The 15,474-nt window shown below is 42.8% G+C and carries 15 protein-coding genes; 12 read left to right on the plus strand and 3 right to left on the minus strand.

Annotated features, from left to right (window positions below; translation table 11 throughout):
* The first annotated feature begins 62 nt into the window (after window positions 1-62).
* The 5 genes from MKX35_RS29210 to MKX35_RS29230 all read left to right on the plus strand — a co-directional run bounded on the left by MKX35_RS29210 (window position 63) and on the right by MKX35_RS29230 (window position 4,765).
* Window positions 63-503 carry a hypothetical protein gene (locus MKX35_RS29210; RefSeq protein WP_081382702.1) on the plus strand — a complete coding sequence of 147 codons (441 nt, stop codon included), beginning with the start codon at window positions 63-65 and terminating at the stop codon, window positions 501-503.
* 507 nt (window positions 504-1,010) lie between these two features.
* Window positions 1,011-1,547 (plus strand): RNA polymerase sporulation sigma factor SigK, encoded by a 537-nt coding sequence (sigK, locus tag MKX35_RS29215; RefSeq protein ID WP_076298396.1) that lies wholly within the window; start codon window positions 1,011-1,013, stop codon window positions 1,545-1,547.
* An 835-nt stretch (window positions 1,548-2,382) separates the two neighbouring features.
* Window positions 2,383-3,366, plus strand: coding sequence for a Gfo/Idh/MocA family protein (locus tag MKX35_RS29220; protein WP_256716213.1), 984 nt, complete (start codon window positions 2,383-2,385; stop codon window positions 3,364-3,366).
* A gap of 124 nt (window positions 3,367-3,490) precedes the next feature.
* On the plus strand, window positions 3,491-4,279 hold the full coding sequence (locus MKX35_RS29225) for a carbohydrate-binding family 9-like protein (protein ID WP_081382701.1): 789 nt from the start codon (window positions 3,491-3,493) through the stop codon (window positions 4,277-4,279).
* Window positions 4,280-4,504: 225 nt separating this feature from the next.
* Window positions 4,505-4,765 carry a hypothetical protein gene (locus tag MKX35_RS29230; RefSeq protein WP_076298185.1) on the plus strand — a complete coding sequence of 87 codons (261 nt, stop codon included), beginning with the start codon at window positions 4,505-4,507 and terminating at the stop codon, window positions 4,763-4,765.
* Window positions 4,766-5,092: 327 nt separating this feature from the next.
* Here MKX35_RS29230 and MKX35_RS29235 read toward each other — a convergent pair whose 3' ends face one another.
* Window positions 5,093-5,296 carry a hypothetical protein gene (locus tag MKX35_RS29235; protein ID WP_076284369.1) on the minus strand — a complete coding sequence of 68 codons (204 nt, stop codon included), beginning with the start codon at window positions 5,294-5,296 and terminating at the stop codon, window positions 5,093-5,095.
* Window positions 5,297-5,414: 118 nt separating this feature from the next.
* Between MKX35_RS29235 and MKX35_RS29240 the strand changes: the two genes are divergently transcribed.
* A complete protein-coding gene (locus MKX35_RS29240) occupies window positions 5,415-6,053 on the plus strand; it encodes a YczE/YyaS/YitT family protein (RefSeq protein ID WP_076284368.1) in 639 nt (212 codons plus the stop codon).
* Between the two features lie 72 nt (window positions 6,054-6,125).
* Here MKX35_RS29240 and MKX35_RS29245 read toward each other — a convergent pair whose 3' ends face one another.
* Complete coding sequence (locus tag MKX35_RS29245; protein ID WP_076298184.1) at window positions 6,126-6,542, minus strand: MerR family transcriptional regulator; 417 nt, start codon at window positions 6,540-6,542, stop codon at window positions 6,126-6,128.
* A 120-nt stretch (window positions 6,543-6,662) separates the two neighbouring features.
* Here MKX35_RS29245 and MKX35_RS29250 point away from each other — a divergent pair, with 120 nt between their 5' ends.
* A complete protein-coding gene (locus MKX35_RS29250) occupies window positions 6,663-7,715 on the plus strand; it encodes an NAD(P)-dependent alcohol dehydrogenase (protein ID WP_076298183.1) in 1,053 nt (350 codons plus the stop codon).
* 198 nt (window positions 7,716-7,913) lie between these two features.
* Here the strand turns inward: MKX35_RS29250 and MKX35_RS29255 are convergent, their stop codons facing one another.
* Window positions 7,914-8,951, minus strand: a complete 1,038-nt coding sequence (locus MKX35_RS29255; protein ID WP_076298182.1) for a LacI family DNA-binding transcriptional regulator — start codon at window positions 8,949-8,951, stop codon at window positions 7,914-7,916.
* A 492-nt stretch (window positions 8,952-9,443) separates the two neighbouring features.
* Here MKX35_RS29255 and MKX35_RS29260 point away from each other — a divergent pair, with 492 nt between their 5' ends.
* The 5 genes from MKX35_RS29260 to MKX35_RS29280 all read left to right on the plus strand — a co-directional run bounded on the left by MKX35_RS29260 (window position 9,444) and on the right by MKX35_RS29280 (window position 15,413).
* Window positions 9,444-10,337, plus strand: coding sequence for an ABC transporter permease (locus MKX35_RS29260; protein ID WP_081382700.1), 894 nt, complete (start codon window positions 9,444-9,446; stop codon window positions 10,335-10,337).
* A gap of 17 nt (window positions 10,338-10,354) precedes the next feature.
* The gene (locus MKX35_RS29265) at window positions 10,355-11,236 is read left to right on the plus strand and encodes a carbohydrate ABC transporter permease (RefSeq protein WP_042125286.1); all 882 of its coding nucleotides are present in this window, start codon (window positions 10,355-10,357) and stop codon (window positions 11,234-11,236) included.
* Window positions 11,237-11,297: 61 nt separating this feature from the next.
* Window positions 11,298-12,908, plus strand: a complete 1,611-nt coding sequence (locus tag MKX35_RS29270; RefSeq protein WP_076298181.1) for an ABC transporter substrate-binding protein — start codon at window positions 11,298-11,300, stop codon at window positions 12,906-12,908.
* A gap of 108 nt (window positions 12,909-13,016) precedes the next feature.
* Window positions 13,017-14,498, plus strand: coding sequence for a glycoside hydrolase family 32 protein (locus MKX35_RS29275; RefSeq protein WP_076298180.1), 1,482 nt, complete (start codon window positions 13,017-13,019; stop codon window positions 14,496-14,498).
* A 21-nt stretch (window positions 14,499-14,519) separates the two neighbouring features.
* Window positions 14,520-15,413, plus strand: coding sequence for an ROK family protein (locus tag MKX35_RS29280; RefSeq protein WP_042185873.1), 894 nt, complete (start codon window positions 14,520-14,522; stop codon window positions 15,411-15,413).
* Window positions 15,414-15,474: the final 61 nt, after the last annotated feature.

Raw genomic sequence — 15,474 nt, forward strand, 5'->3', positions numbered from 1 at the left:
TAGCAATCCGAATTCATATCATCGGCGGCTCAGGAAGCGGTAAATCCTACATCGCGGAGTTATTGAGCGATAAACTCCATATCCCGCATTACGATCTAGACAATATTTTCTGGGATCATCAATCGAACGAGTATGGCGTAAAGGCACCGGGGGATGAGCGTGACCGCCGACTCAGAGAAATCATCGGTCTCGATTCATGGATCAAAGAAGGCGTATACAGGTCGTGGGTAGCGCCAAGTTTTGATGCTGTAGATAAGATCGTCGTACTGATGACGCCGTTGTCCGTTCAGGAGGAACGGATCTGGGAGCGTTATGAAGAGCGTATTGCGGACATCGTCCCAAACAAGAAGCGAGAGACGCTCGAAGGCATCCACAACTTGTTGGCATGGAATAAAGACTACAATCTGACGAAGCTGCCTAACTTGATCGACCATTGGGACTATAAGGACAAAAGGACCCTCGTTCGCGATAATTTGGATCTTCTTGAACTTCAATTGATGTGACTTGTTTTTTCTTTTTTCTTGTTCAACTAACGGGGAACGTTAGTTGAACGACAACAGCGGTAGTCTAAGACTTTATTTATCAAGTCTTGGTCCGCCGCTGCTTCTAATAATGGATCAGTCTAAAACTCATTTTTCAAAAGCTGACGATTTTTCATTTCAAAAACCACGTTAAATCAACGACTCCAGTCTAATACTTTATTTTCACCGAACATAAATAACACTGTGCTGGTCATTTAACAAGTTAATTATGGAAATATATATTAAATAATGCATCCAGACTTGAGTGAACACAAATTGCACTTTGCTGTTCTTTACTAAGCTATAAGATAAAAGAAGCGTTTATATAAATGATGAATCTTACGCAGGATATTGCTAAGCTGAAGGACAAATTGTCCAAGAATATAGCACAGATGAAATTGAGAAAAAACGAATAGGAACTTAACGTATGAATGAGACAATTGCACCGATGTTTGTGTTCCTGGAAAATTGGAAACGATCGTATTTGGTATGTTTTTTACATCATATCGTGTCCATAACCTCAAGAAATTTGATAACACCGGAGAAGACATGGAGGATCTGATTTCCATCGGCACCATTGGCTTGATCAAAGCCATCGAGAGCTATCGCCCGAACAAAGGGACAAAACTGACCACATTTGCGGCTCGTTGTATTGAAAATGAAATCCTGATGCACCTTAGATCCTTGAAGAAAACACGGAAAGACGTATCTCTGCACGATCCAATTGGGATGGATAAAGAAGGTAATGAAATTACACTCATCGATATCCTCGGCTCCGAGGCTGATGATGTCATTAAAGAGGTCGATCTGAAGATTGAGAATAGCAAGATTTATCGAAATCTCGATATTTTGGATGACCGAGAAAAAGAAGTTGTAGTGGGTCGGTTTGGGCTGGACACAGGTGGGAAAGAGCGGACGCAGCGGGAGATTGCCAAGGAGCTGGGGATCTCGCGGAGTTATGTTTCGCGGATTGAGAAGAGGGCGCTGATGAAGCTTTATCATGAGTTTTATAAGGCTAAGCGCTAGGATCTTAAATAATAACTAAAGATTCACTATAGAGTGTTTTAAAAGCGACTTGCCAACAAGAGAGTTGCTTTTTTGTTAATTTAAGTAGTTGGGCTAATTGAACATAAAAAAAGCATATTCAGAAAATTAACTTTGTAACTGCTGAGGGCGGGGGGGCGAACCCGCACGGTACTCACGTACCGCAAGATTTTAAGTTCTGCGCTTCTACCTACTGCAATTCACCGTGATCCCGATCAGTTTGGTGGTCGGATCAGCCTCCTTTGCCTTCCGGTGGTAGACGCCGGAAAGCAGAACGATAGGCTGCCCGGGTAACACCGTGTAGGTTCGCTCCTCCATCGCAATGGCATACATAGAGCAGCTCGAAATCGTACAGCCTCCTTCTCGGGAACAAGCGAGGTGCGACCCTCTGGAAATGCGCGTAATGGATGGAGGGAGTTCATTCCTGGAAGGGGACTGGCTTGCGGACCAGTGTTGGAGAGGGGGGGCATAGCGGGACAGCTCCCTTACATAGTATTAGACGGAATAACGGAATCGTGCAAAAAGTAACTTTCTTAGCTAAATAAAACTCTCCATCATTCTTATATAATAAAGGTAACAAGGTATCATAACTAGATAAAAGTTATTCTGTAGTAATCCGGTATAATACAAATGTAAGAGAAGGATATGCATGAAGAATGGTAAGTCATCAATGCCCAAGAAGACTAGACGCAGTAGGGAGACTTCGGATTCTCCCAACAAGGAGCTTGGATTAACATAAAATAACCTCCGCGAGTGAGAAGGATAGGATGGATGCATCATGAAAAGGTACGGGGCGGTCGTGATAGGCTGCGGTTATATGGGCTCTCTCCACTTGGACGCGATATCACGACAGGAGCGGGTCCGGTTGATCGGCGTGGCGGATTGGAACCGGGACAGGGCCTCCTTAGTGGCAAGCCAATACGGAGCTGAGTGTTGGAGCACGGATTACCGGGTCTTGATCGAGCGTGACGATGTGGATCTGGTCATTATCGCCACGTACCCGTCATCCCATCTGGAGATCGCAAAAGATTGTCTCGCTGCAGGGAAGCATATCCTATGCGAGAAGCCGATGGCGGGTAATGCACGGGAAACACAGGAATTCATGAAGCTGGCCCGTGGAGCCAAAACCAAGGTCCTGATCGGTCACATCCTTCGCCATAACACCACGTACCAGGCGGTTATGAAGATGATCCGGGAGGGCGCTATCGGCTTCCCCTTGGTCATCCGGTTATCCCAATTGAAGCCCTCCAAAAATTGGGCTTCCCAATTGTCCCTGCTCCGGGACGTCTCGCCGATCGTGGATTGCGGCGTCCATTATATCGATGTGATGCGTTGGGCTACAGGGGCGGAAGTGGTAAGCGTCAACGGGATAGGGCAGCGTCTCTATGAAGAAGTCCCGCCGTACACTTACAATTACGGACTCATGACCCTCCGTCTGTCGGACGGCTCCATCGGTTACTTTGAGACGGGGTGGGGTAAGGGGCTTCCGACTGATAACCGGAAGGAATTCATCGGACCGGCAGGCCGGATCCGCATCATCTACAAGAACGATCGACCGCGAGAGGATCAGCATCTGGGAAATCTGGTTGAGGTCGAAGACCACCGGAAAGGAACGGTTCGGCAGATCAATATGGACTTCTCCGTGAAGCCTACGGGTGCCCAACTGGACTATTTCCTGTCCATGCTGGAGAACAACTTGCCCGCTATACCGACAATGGAGGATGCATGCCGGGCGATGGATATCGCTCTCCTGGCCGACCGGGCAATCCATGAAGGAATTACGTTACCTTGCGTGAAATAAGAGTGGACCAACATGGTTATGGTAACAGGGGATGACCCGGTGTATGGTATACACCTGCTGAAAAACTATATCGTCCACATCCATGTGAAGGACAGCATCCGACATCAGCCGGTCGATCCGAGGGATGTGGACGGTGCCGTCGGATACCAACCGCTGGATCATCAACGATCACAGATATTATAAGATCGGTATTATATTCCATGAGGTTCAATTGGGCGAGGGGATCGAGACTGCGTATTGTGTTAGCCTCAGTGGGATTCCGAACAGAAGGGAACGAACCATGGAAAGAAAATTGGAAACCTTAGTAATTTCCCGCCTGACAAATCAGACGGATGGTTCAGATACAGAAGAAGTCCAGATCATCAAGCAGTATCAATGGCTTAAAGGGTATAACCCGGTCGTTACAGCAAGATTAAATTACAGTCAGGAGGATCTGAAGCTTCAGTTTAAGGTTTATGAAAAGAATCCAATACGAACATATAGAAACATGAATGATCCCGTGTATAAGGATAGCTGCATCGAGTTCTTTTTTCAGCCTACTCCTGATTCGGACCAGCGTTATATGAATTTCGAATTTAATGCGAATGGCGCAATTCTCTTGCAGATAGGAGCGGATCGGTATGATCGCTTCCCAATCACTATCAATCCGGCACTTTTCCACGTCCTATGCACCACGGATCAAATCAATGATAAAGGAGAAGTGTATTGGGAATTAAGCTTTTCGATCTCATGGGCTTGGGTACAATCTTATTTTTCGGATTTTCAGGCAGTACCGGGAAAAAGAATAAGAGGTAACTTTTACAAGTGCGGCGACGATACGACCTATCCGCATTTTGGAACATGGAGCAAAGTTCATTCGAACAAACCAGATTTTCATAGAAGCTGTGATTTTGGGATTCTGTACTTAGAGTAACTGCGAAATGCAGCGTCAATGAATAACTTCCGAAGCCGCATATACGGGGTTGGAGGTTTTTTAAGCGAGCGTAGTCGTGCAATTTTATCAGTACCAAATTTAATTCAGTACTTTGTAAATGAAGGTTGGGATTAAGTCGATAGTAAGGGGATTGTTACATTTCTACCGATAGGTGATGATGATGATTTCAATTGGTTATGTGAAACTATTAATAGAAACAACATCTTGAATATTTTAAAAATTAATCAGGCACAAAAAGAAACAATTGGAATTCAACTGTTACGAAGAGATTCTAAAGCCGGATGCGATTTGCTTATATTTAATACGAATGAGATGGTTTTCAGTTTATCAATATATAGGAATAAAATTGTAGTTGAAAGTGATATTGATATTACCGACTTTACTTGGTATTTGGAAAAAATATTGCCTGTTTTTAAAAATTCAAGTTTGCAGGTTGAACAAATCATATGTGAACAAGTAGTATAAGCATTTAGAGTCATTTGGTTTTTACAATTTTGACAATGATGATATTGTCCCAAAAGAAGTTGGTCAGTCATGGTGTTTGATGCTGTTGTCACAGGAAGAGTTGGACTTGATAATGTTGAAAGCGGTGAGCTTAAAGTCATAAAGTAGATCTGTTAACATTAAAGTACTAAAAGGCGACTTGTCTGCGGATAAGTTGCTTTGTTTTTTTAGGAAAGGTGATTAGATAACAAAGTATCCCGGATCCTGGAATATTAAAAAACGGGATACCTCATTAGCTGTAATAATATCGGACAGCCTCTTTCCTGGAATGTTCCCTTCAAATAATGTTCAGTCCGTTGTTTCTGTATTTTTTTGTTTATCAGGAGAAATGCCGGGAGCTGTGATCTCTGGTTCGTCGCCCTGTAAAGCACCCACGATTTCTTCCAGCTTACCTGTTGCTCCCATATCGCCAGCCAGGCTTGAATCGGGTTCGGTTATGGGATCAACACCCGGGCCGCGTCCATCAAGCGGAGCTTTCTTGTCGTCCTTCATTTAATCGTCTCCTTTCTGTGTAGTCTTTGTATTTATTTCCAATCCAAATCAAGAAAATATGATATAATGACGTCGTTATTGTAAGTTGCATTTTTAATATGAAAATAGGATGGACAATATGAGGGGATATATTCATAACGTCGATAAAAAACGATTGCTTATTATGATTATCGGCAATGTATTTCTGGGCATGGGAATTAGTATTTTCAAGCTGTCCGGTATGGGGAATGATCCCTTCAGCGGTATGGCAATGGCACTTGCAGAGAGCGTCGGTATAACATATGCGAATTTTTTGATCTTACTGAACCTGCTATTGTTTGTAATCGAATTCATAACAGGACGAAAGTTTATTGGAGTCGGGACTTTCGTAAACGCAATTCTTTTAGGATATATTGCTACTTTCTTTCATAATAATTGGCTATCTCTGTTCGGCGAACCTCATTTGTTATGGCAGCGAGTGGTTATCGTAGCAATTGGCGTGGTGGTATGCAGTTTTGGGGTCTCCCTGTATCAGACATCGAAGGTGGGAGTAGCTCCCTACGACAGCTTATCCCTGATTATGAGAGAGAATTTCCCTAAAATATCTTATTTTTGGCACCGGATGTTTACGGATGCGCTTTGTGCTCTGATTTGTTTCCTGGCAGGAGGCATTGTGGGCTTAGGAACTTTGGTGTCAGCACTTGGTCTGGGACCCATCATTCATTTTTTTGATGTGAATTTTACGGAGAAGCTTCTGGCAAAAAGGCGTACCAACTAAAAAGTTTATGAATTGAAGAAAGGCGGGGCAGATCAATCTGCCCCGCCTTTACTGTAATTTGAAGGTCCATTCCTAATGAGTGGATGAACTTTTCATTTCATTATTTTTATGGATATCTTCCGTACCACTATCCAAGGCGGTCTTGTAGTAGAAGCATTTATGTTCTATGACTTCCATCGTTTTTTTCAATTCTTCCATCTGTGCTTCTACGGAAGCTTTCCGCTCCAGGAACATATCATATCTTTGCTGTAAGGTGGAATCTCCCTCAGAACACCACTCAATGAAATGTTTTATTTCTTTAATTGGCATCCCGGATGACTTCAGGCATTCAATTACCTTTAAAGCATCCATATCGGATTGTTTGAATATACGTTTACCGCCGGAGGTTCTTTCTATAGAAGGGAAAAGACCTTCCTTGTCATAGTAACGCAGGGTATGTGGTGTCATGTTAAAGGACTCTGCAACTTCACTTATGGAGTATGTCTTCATCATCTATCTCCAATCTCAAATATATTTTGTGCTTGACTTAGAGTTAACTTTAAGTAATAACATATGTTTTGTAAAGCTGACGTTTTAGATTTTATTATTAACTAGAAGAGAGGTTTCACTATGATAAAAGTTAATGCACGCGCTACATTCAGTCAGGAAGGTCCATTCAAGCTAACCACAATCGAACGCAGAGATCTGCAGCCGCACGATGTTCTTATTGAGATTAAATACGCTGGCATTTGCCACTCGGACATTCATACTGCCCGGGGGGAATGGGGACCGGTCAACTATCCACTCGTTCCGGGGCATGAGATCGCCGGAATTGTCAGCCAGATTGGTTCTGAAGTCACAAAGTACTCAGTGGGCGACCGGGTAGGTGTAGGTTGTATGGTTGACTCCTGTGGAGAGTGCAGTAATTGCCATAAAGGTGAGGAGCAGTATTGCCTGAGTGGAAATACGGGCACCTATGGAGCAATCGACAGGTACGGGCATTATACGCAAGGCGGCTATTCCACCCATATCGTCGTAACCGAGGGTTTTGTGGTTCGGATTCCTGACAGTATTCCGCTTGACGCCGCTGCACCGCTTCTGTGTGCAGGAATTACCACCTATTCACCGCTGCGTCATTGGGGAGCCGCTCCTGGCAAAAAAGTAGCTGTGGTGGGTCTTGGCGGACTTGGACACATGGCTGTGAAGATCGCTCATGCCATGGGGGCTGAGGTTACTGTTTTATCACAGTCACTGAAGAAGAAGGAAGATGGATTGAAATTAGGGGCGGACCATTATTATGCCACTAGCGATCCGGAGACATTTAAACAGCTTGCCGGTTCGTTCGACCTAATCGTAAATACTGTAAGCGCGCAGATTAATATCGATACCTATCTTTCGCTCCTGGCGCTTGATGGTACATTAGTCAATGTCGGTGCGCCTGCTGATCCTTTGGCAGTAAACGTATTCTCGCTGATCGGCCACCGCCGCTCGTTTGCCGGATCGATGATTGGCGGAATTCGTGAAACGCAGGAAATGCTTGATTTCTGCGCTGAACATAATATTGCATCTGAAATCGAGGTCATTTCTGCTGACCGGATTGATGAAGCCTGGGAGCGTGTGCTTGCTTCAGATGTCCGTTACCGGTTCGTCATCGACATCAGCACGATGGGGAACAACGAATAAGAGACGCCCTCTTTGTTGACATCACATCGTGCATCGGCTTGATTAATGCCATTAAGAGCTATCGTCCCAATAAAGGGAGTAGACGGTCATTCTTGTAGTCTAACAAACATAAAGAACCCAAGCGATTGAATTTTTAATCGCTTGGGTTCTTTGCTTCATTTTCATAGGTTATTTTTTTATCTCAAAATTATGAATTCATCAACTGATATTAGGTGTAGAGTCTCTTATGATGAGTTTGGTATAAATATGAGAAACCTGATAGGGTTGCTTCGGATCATGAATTCGGGAAAGTAGCATTTCGGCTGCTTTGACACCCATCTCATTACTATAAATATGAACCGTAGTAAGATGGGGTTCTACAATGCTTGATTCAGGACCGTTATCAAAACCACAAATGACGATGTCGTTAGGAATGGAAAGCACATTTTTGAGTGACTTCATAAAGGTAACCGCAATATAATCGTTAGCACACACGAAAGCAGAAGGGAGCTCATTTATTTGACTTAGTCTAGTATCTGCCCACTCTGGACTTGAGAAAAATAGTTGATCGTCATCGAGAATGCATTGTGTGAGATCAAGCTGAATCCCGGATTCTATTAGTGCGCGATTAAAGCCCACCCATCTTTCATTAAAACTCCTACAGTGATTATAGTCCCCGATGAACCCCAGTGATTTGTAACCGCCCTCAATTAACTTTTTGGTAAGTTGGTATGTGCTGTGTTCGTTCTCCATGAGAAGTACATCTGCTTGGAATTCAGGGTAACAGACATCTGCAGAGCAGTCGATGAAAATAGTTGGAATACCTAGATTTGTAATCAACTTACTATATTCCGAATTGAACAACTCAATACAAATAATTCCGTCCACATTGGAGACATCAAAATTATTTGGAAGAGACAGGGACTCTTGATCAATGTCTCTAATAATGTGCATGGATAAATTATATCCCTCTGCACTGATTCTTTTTTCCATGCCACTGATCAGTTTCGACCCAAAATGGGAAGTGTTAGGTAAGTTTTCTGTCAATAAAGCGATGTTTCCAGAGTTTCTTGATTGAACACTCTCGGTGTCCATAAAAGCAAATTGTTTATATTTTAACTCTATTGCTTTCTTAATTACTTTGTTTCTGGTTTCATCAGGTATACCGTTCGTTCCATTTAGGGCTTTAGAAGCTGTATTTCTGGAGATTCCTAAAGCATCCGCGATATCTTGTATGGTTACTTTTTCTCTGGCCACCTATGTAATTCACCTCTATATTCTTGTTCTTAATATTCGCCACAAATAGTGTACTATTTGCCATTATTCCAACTCTCTTTAATGTATATTAGTTTGCTAAAAATAGCAACATGATATTTACAAATGCACAATTTAGTTTACATTTTATTAGGTTGCATATGTGCAAAAAAATAGCTTTGTTTTCATATTTTAGAGAAAATCATGAGATTAAAGTATATATCCTTATTTAATTTGGCTGTATTTGTAATTATGTAAAATAGTATACGTCATTTATGAACAGAATAATTTGTCATATGCACATAAATATTTTTACAAAATGTATTGACGAACGATTAAGTGTTTGGTAAATTGTAAAAGCAGCAGGACATAAGTGAGATTGAAAGCCCTTACTGCATCAAGATGTAAACATTGATAAGAACGGAGGTAAAGGCATTGCATAACCCAATAGAAGCCGAACACGGAATAACGGTGACGCGACATAAGAGTTCCTTAATGGATTATTTAAAGAAGCACTACTTTCTTTATATTTTGCTCGCACCAGCTGTGATTCTGACCCTTATTTTTAAATACGGTCCTATGTATGGTGCGATTATAGCCTTTAAAGATTTCAGCCCAATCAAAGGAATCATGGGGAGTGAATGGGTAGGTTTGTACAACTTCGAGAAATTCCTTTCTTCTCCCAATTTCGAAGTAATCTTTTTGAATACGCTTAAATTAAGTTTCTTCGGATTAATTCTGAGTTTTCCAATTCCGATCCTGCTTGCCTTAATGTTGAATCAAATTCGCCGTGCAGGCGTCAAAAAGAACATTCAATTGTTCTTGTATGCACCTAACTTTATTTCTGTTGTCGTTGTGGTCGGGATGTTGTTTATCTTCTTGTCCCCAACGGGACCGATTAACCAGTTTTTTACCTGGCTTACAGGTGAACCAATTATGTTCATGTCTCGTCCCGAGTACTTCCGTTCGATTTACATTTTATCTGATATTTGGACCGGAGCCGGTTGGGCATCCATTATTTATGTAGCAGCGCTTGCTAATGTCGATCCTGAGTTACATAATGCAGCCAATCTCGATGGCGCTAATCTTCTACAAAGAATACGCCATATCGATCTGCCAACCATTCGTCCAATTATGGCTATCGTATTTATCCTTGCAGCTGGTGGGATTATGTCCATTGGCTTCGAAAAAGCCTATCTCATGCAAACGGCGATGAACTTACCAACCTCAGAAATCATTCCGACTTACGTTTATAAAATTGGTTTGCAGTCGGGCGATTATGCCTATTCAGCCGCAGTAGGATTGTTTAACTCTATCATCAACATCGTCTTGCTCCTCACAGTTAACTTCACCGTGAAGAAACTGAATGAGGGTGAAGGTCTTTACTAAGAAAGGAGCAACAAGCTATGCCTATTAAACATTCCGGATTAGATCGCTTTATCGTCGTGCTGAACGCGATCTTCCTGACACTGGCCGTACTTATCATCGTACTTCCTTTGATTTATGTAGTGATTGCTTCTTTTATGGATCCATCTGTGCTGCTCAGTAAAGGATTATCATTCAATCTTTCGGACTGGTCATTAGAAGGGTATAAAAAAATTCTTTCTAATCCGGCCATGATCCGAGGTTTTGGAAACTCTGTTTTATACTCTGTTTCATTTGCTATGATTACCGTTCTCGTCTCAATCTGTGCAGGGTACGCACTGTCCGATGACAGGCTCAAAGGAAAAGGGTTCTTCATGACATTGTTTATTATCACCATGTTCTTTGGGGGTGGACTCATACCTACATATCTGCTCGTTAAGAACCTTGGTCTGCTTGATACAGTATGGGCGGTGATCATTCCAGGGGCAGTCAATGTTTGGAACATTATTCTCTCTAGAACTTTCTTCAAAGGAGTTCCGAATGAAATGAAGGAAGCCGCTAATGTAGATGGAGCTTCGGAGATGCGGATTTTCTTCAGTGTCGTATTACCGCTCTCCAAACCGATTGTTTTTGTGCTCGCTCTTTATGCCTTTGTTGGCCAGTGGAATTCCTACTTTGACGCTATGATCTATTTAGATAATCCTAATCTTCATCCACTGCAGCTCGTGTTGCGTTCCATCTTGATCCAGAATCAGGTAGATCCGGGCATGATCAGCGATCAACTCGCCATGGCGGAAATGAAACGATTGTCTGAAATCATCAAGTATGCTGCCATCGTTGTTTCCAGTTTGCCACTCATTGTTATGTATCCGTTCTTCCAGAAGTACTTTGAAAAAGGTGTTATGGTCGGTTCCCTTAAGTAGGAAACAGGCTGCACATAGATAAAGATTAATTCATTCATATCTAATTTGGAGGTCATACCCTATGAAAAGAATTAAGAAATCAAGAGTTTCGACGAAAGCAGCTTCTGTAACTGTACTTGCTTCACTTATGTTCCTTAGTGCATGCGGTGGAGGAGGAGGGGGAAGTGCAGCTAGTAAAGAACAGGACGCCAGCGGTAAAGTAACTTTGAACTTTATTACGCAAAGCTCTCCACTTGCACCAACTGATCCAAATGAAAAACTGATTAATAAACGTCTTGAAGAAAAGACGAATGTTCATATTAATTGGAAGAATTTCACGAAAGACGTATTTGTTGAAAAAAGAAACTTGGCTGTGGCAAGTGGTGATCTTCCTGATGCAATTTTTAATGCGGACTATAGTGACTATGAGCTGCTCAAGCTTGCTAAAGATGGTGCCATCGTTCCGCTGAATGATCTCATCGAAAACAATATGCCAAACTTCAAAAAGGTGCTGGAAGAAGCACCAGAATATAAGAGTATGATTACGGCACCAGATGGCAATATTTATGCCTTTCCATGGATTGAAGAGCTGGGTAGCGGTAAAGAAAGAATCCAGGCGGTAGATAGTATGCCTTGGATCAATGTGGAATGGCTTAAGAAGCTTGGCCTTGATATGCCTAAAACAACAGAAGAATTAAAGGAAGTATTAATTGCATTCAAGACAAAAGATCCAAATGGCAACGGTAAGGCTGACGAAATTCCATTGTCCTTTATTAACAAGCCGGGAGCAGAAGATCTGGCATTCCTATTTGCTTCGTTTGGATTGGGTGAGAACCCTGACCATGCGGTTGTGAGCAATGATGGGAAAGTGATATTTACGGCGGCACAAGAAGACTACAAGGAAGCAGTTTCTTTTATTAACGAGCTGTATAAAGAAGGACTCATTGATATTGAAGCCTACACACAAGACTGGAGTACTTACCTTGCAAAAGGAAAGGATCAGAAATACGGACTTTACTTCTCATGGGATAAGGCCAACATCACCGGAGATAATGACAGCTACGAAGTTATGCCTCCACTTGCTGGACCCGATGGTGAAGTTAACGTAACAAGAACGAACGCGCTTGGTTTGGGAAGAGGTAAGATGGTTGTCACAAGCGCCAATAAGAACTTGGAAACGACAGCGAAATGGGTTGATCAACTCTTCGATCCGATTCAATCTGTACAGAACAACTGGGGGACGTATGGAGATGAAAAACAGCAGAATATTTTCGAATTTGATAAAGAAAAAGGAATGCTGAAACATTTGCCGCTGGAGGGTGCAGCTCCTGTAGAACTACGTGAGAAAACAAGTGTCGGTGGACCCCTGGCTATTCTTGATTCTTATTATGGGAAATACACAACCATGCCGGATGATGCCAAAAGCAGAATGGATATTATCAAGAATATCATGGCGCCAAATATGAAAGCAGAAAACGTAATGCCGAGTGTATTCCACTCCATTCAAGAGCTTGATCGCCTTACGACAATTGAAACAGATCTTTTTGCCTACGTGCTTAGAATGCGCACGGAATGGTACCAAAACGGTAAAATCGAAGCGCAATGGGATGAATATCTGAAAGAATTGGACCGTCTGGGCTTGCGAGAATGGCTTCAAATTAAACAAGGCGGATATGATAGAGCAACCCAATAACAAATGATTAATATTGTCAGTTACACTGCTATACACGACCTTCATCTATATAAAGAGAGATGATCTTAGAACTAAGATCTTATTACGGGAGTAAAGGAGAAAACAATAATGTCTACGATTGCGAAACAAAATTACCGAGGTGTGTATCATTTTTCCCCTAAGGAAAAGTGGATGAACGATCCAAACGGAATGGTTTATTTTGAGGGTGAATATCATTTGTTCTTTCAGCACCATCCGGGTGGAATGACCATGGGAGCTATGCACTGGGGCCATGCGGTCAGCAAGGATCTTGTTACATGGGAGGAACTGCCTATCGCTCTCGCTCCAGATGAATTAGGTATGATTTTTTCCGGCAGTGCTGTAGTTGACTGGAATAATACGACTGGATTTTTTGAAGGTAAACCAGGTTTAGTAGCGATTTTTACGCATCATTTGGATATGCCAGAAGGCAAGCCAGCCATTCAGCGTCAAAGCTTGGCCTACAGTAAAGATAACGGAAGAACCTGGACGAAGTATGAAGGAAACCCGGTACTTGAACATGATACATTCATTGATTTCCGTGACCCCAAAGTATTTTGGAATCAAGATACGAATCAATGGGTGATGATTGTAGCTTGTGGTCAAACGGTGTGTTTATATCATTCTCCTGATCTAATTAACTGGACATATGCCAGCGAATTTGGTAACGGAATCGGTTCTCATGACGGGGTATGGGAATGCCCAGACTTGTTCCCACTTGCTATTGATGGCGATCATTCGAACACGAAATGGGTGATGCTTGTGAGCATCGGTGCGGATCCCGCTTTTGTGGAAGGGTCAAGAACTCAGTATTTCACAGGGGATTTTGATGGAGAAGTGTTCACGCCAGATGAAGATTCGATAAAAGTTCGCTGGATTGATTATGGAAGAGATAATTATGCAGGTGTAAGCTGGTCTGATATACCGGCTGAAGATGGAAGACGACTATTTATCGGCTGGATGAGCAACTGGATGTATGCTAACAAGACGCCGGCAGAAGAATTCCGCGGCGCGATGACGATTGCAAGGGAGCTTCAACTCGAATCAAGACAAGGGGAGATCTTTCTTGTGCAGAAGCCGGTACAAGAGTTGGAATCTGCTCGTGTACAAGTCCTTTCTGTGAAAGCTGCAACGGTGCAAGAAATCAATACTCTTCTTAAGGAGATTCACTTGGAATCTTATGAGATTATAGCTGAGTTCACTCGAGGTAAATCTGTAGGCTTCAAAGTAAGAGTAGGTGCGGATAGTCAAACAATAATCGGTATTAACGGTGAGACAGAGGAGCTTTATGTAGATCGGATGGCTTCAGGTCAGCATGATTTCCACGAACATTTCGTAGGACATCATTCAGCCAAGCTCGAAGCGCTTGATGAGTCAAATGATCTCCGTATTTTTGTGGATCGCTCTTCAGTTGAGGCGTTCAGTAATGGTGGTCAGGCAGTGATTACGGATCTTATATTCCCTGGACTAGAATCTAAAGGTATAGCTGTGTTTGCAGAAAATGAGAATGACTTGCTGATTTCCCTGGATATCTATGAGCTTACTTCCTCTGCTGAGCAAGACAAGAATTAGTCATCGAGAGGAGTCATGTATATGCGTATAGGAGCGATTGAAGCTGGCGGGACGAAGTTTATATGTGGCATTGGGAATGAAAATGGGGAAATTGAAGATCAGATTAGTTTCCCAACAGAACATCCTGAGGTGACGTTGCCTAAAGTTATTCAATATTTTCAAGGCAAGCAAGTAGAAGCTATCGGAATTGGATCGTTTGGTCCGATTGATATTCACACAGATAGCAGGGCGTATGGTTACGTTACAACAACACCAAAGCCAGGGTGGGGAAATTACGATATGCTGGGCACTTTGAAAAGAAATTTTTCGGTTCCTTTTGGATGGGACACGGATGTCAATGCAGCGGCATTTGGTGAAGCCAAATGGGGCGCTGCCCAAGGGTTATCCAGCTGTTTGTACTATACAGTTGGCACGGGTGTTGGTGTGGGAGTGTATTCAGAAGGTAAACTCATTCATGGTCTTGTGCATCCTGAAGGGGGTCATGTTCTTACGAGACGCCATCCTGACGATGTATTCCCAGGGGGATGTCCCTATCATGGGGACTGCCTAGAAGGGATGGCGGCAGGTCCTGCTATTGAAGCAAGGTGGGGGAAGAAGGGCCATGAACTTCCTATGGATCATCTTGCATGGGAAATGGAAGCATTTTATATTGCACAGTCGATTACGGGTGCTATATTGCTTAACTCTCCTCAGAAAATCATTCTGGGTGGTGGTGTTATGCAGCAGTCACAATTGTTTCCACTGATCCGTCAGGCTGTGCTTCAGAACCTGAACGGCTATGTCAGCTCAAGTACTATTTTGGAACACATAGATGAGTATATCGTTCCACCAGGACTAGGCCAACAGGCGGGATTATGCGGTGCTCTGGCTCTTGGACTCACAGCACTGGAAAGTAAGATTTCTGCTCAATTGTAAAAGAATATATAGAGGAGGTCAGTGCAGTAATGAATTGGCCTCCTTCTTGTTTTTCAATATT

Origin of the sequence: Paenibacillus sp. FSL R5-0923, assembly GCF_038009145.1 — a bacterium.
Classification (GTDB): Bacteria; Bacillota; Bacilli; order Paenibacillales; family Paenibacillaceae; genus Paenibacillus_AQ.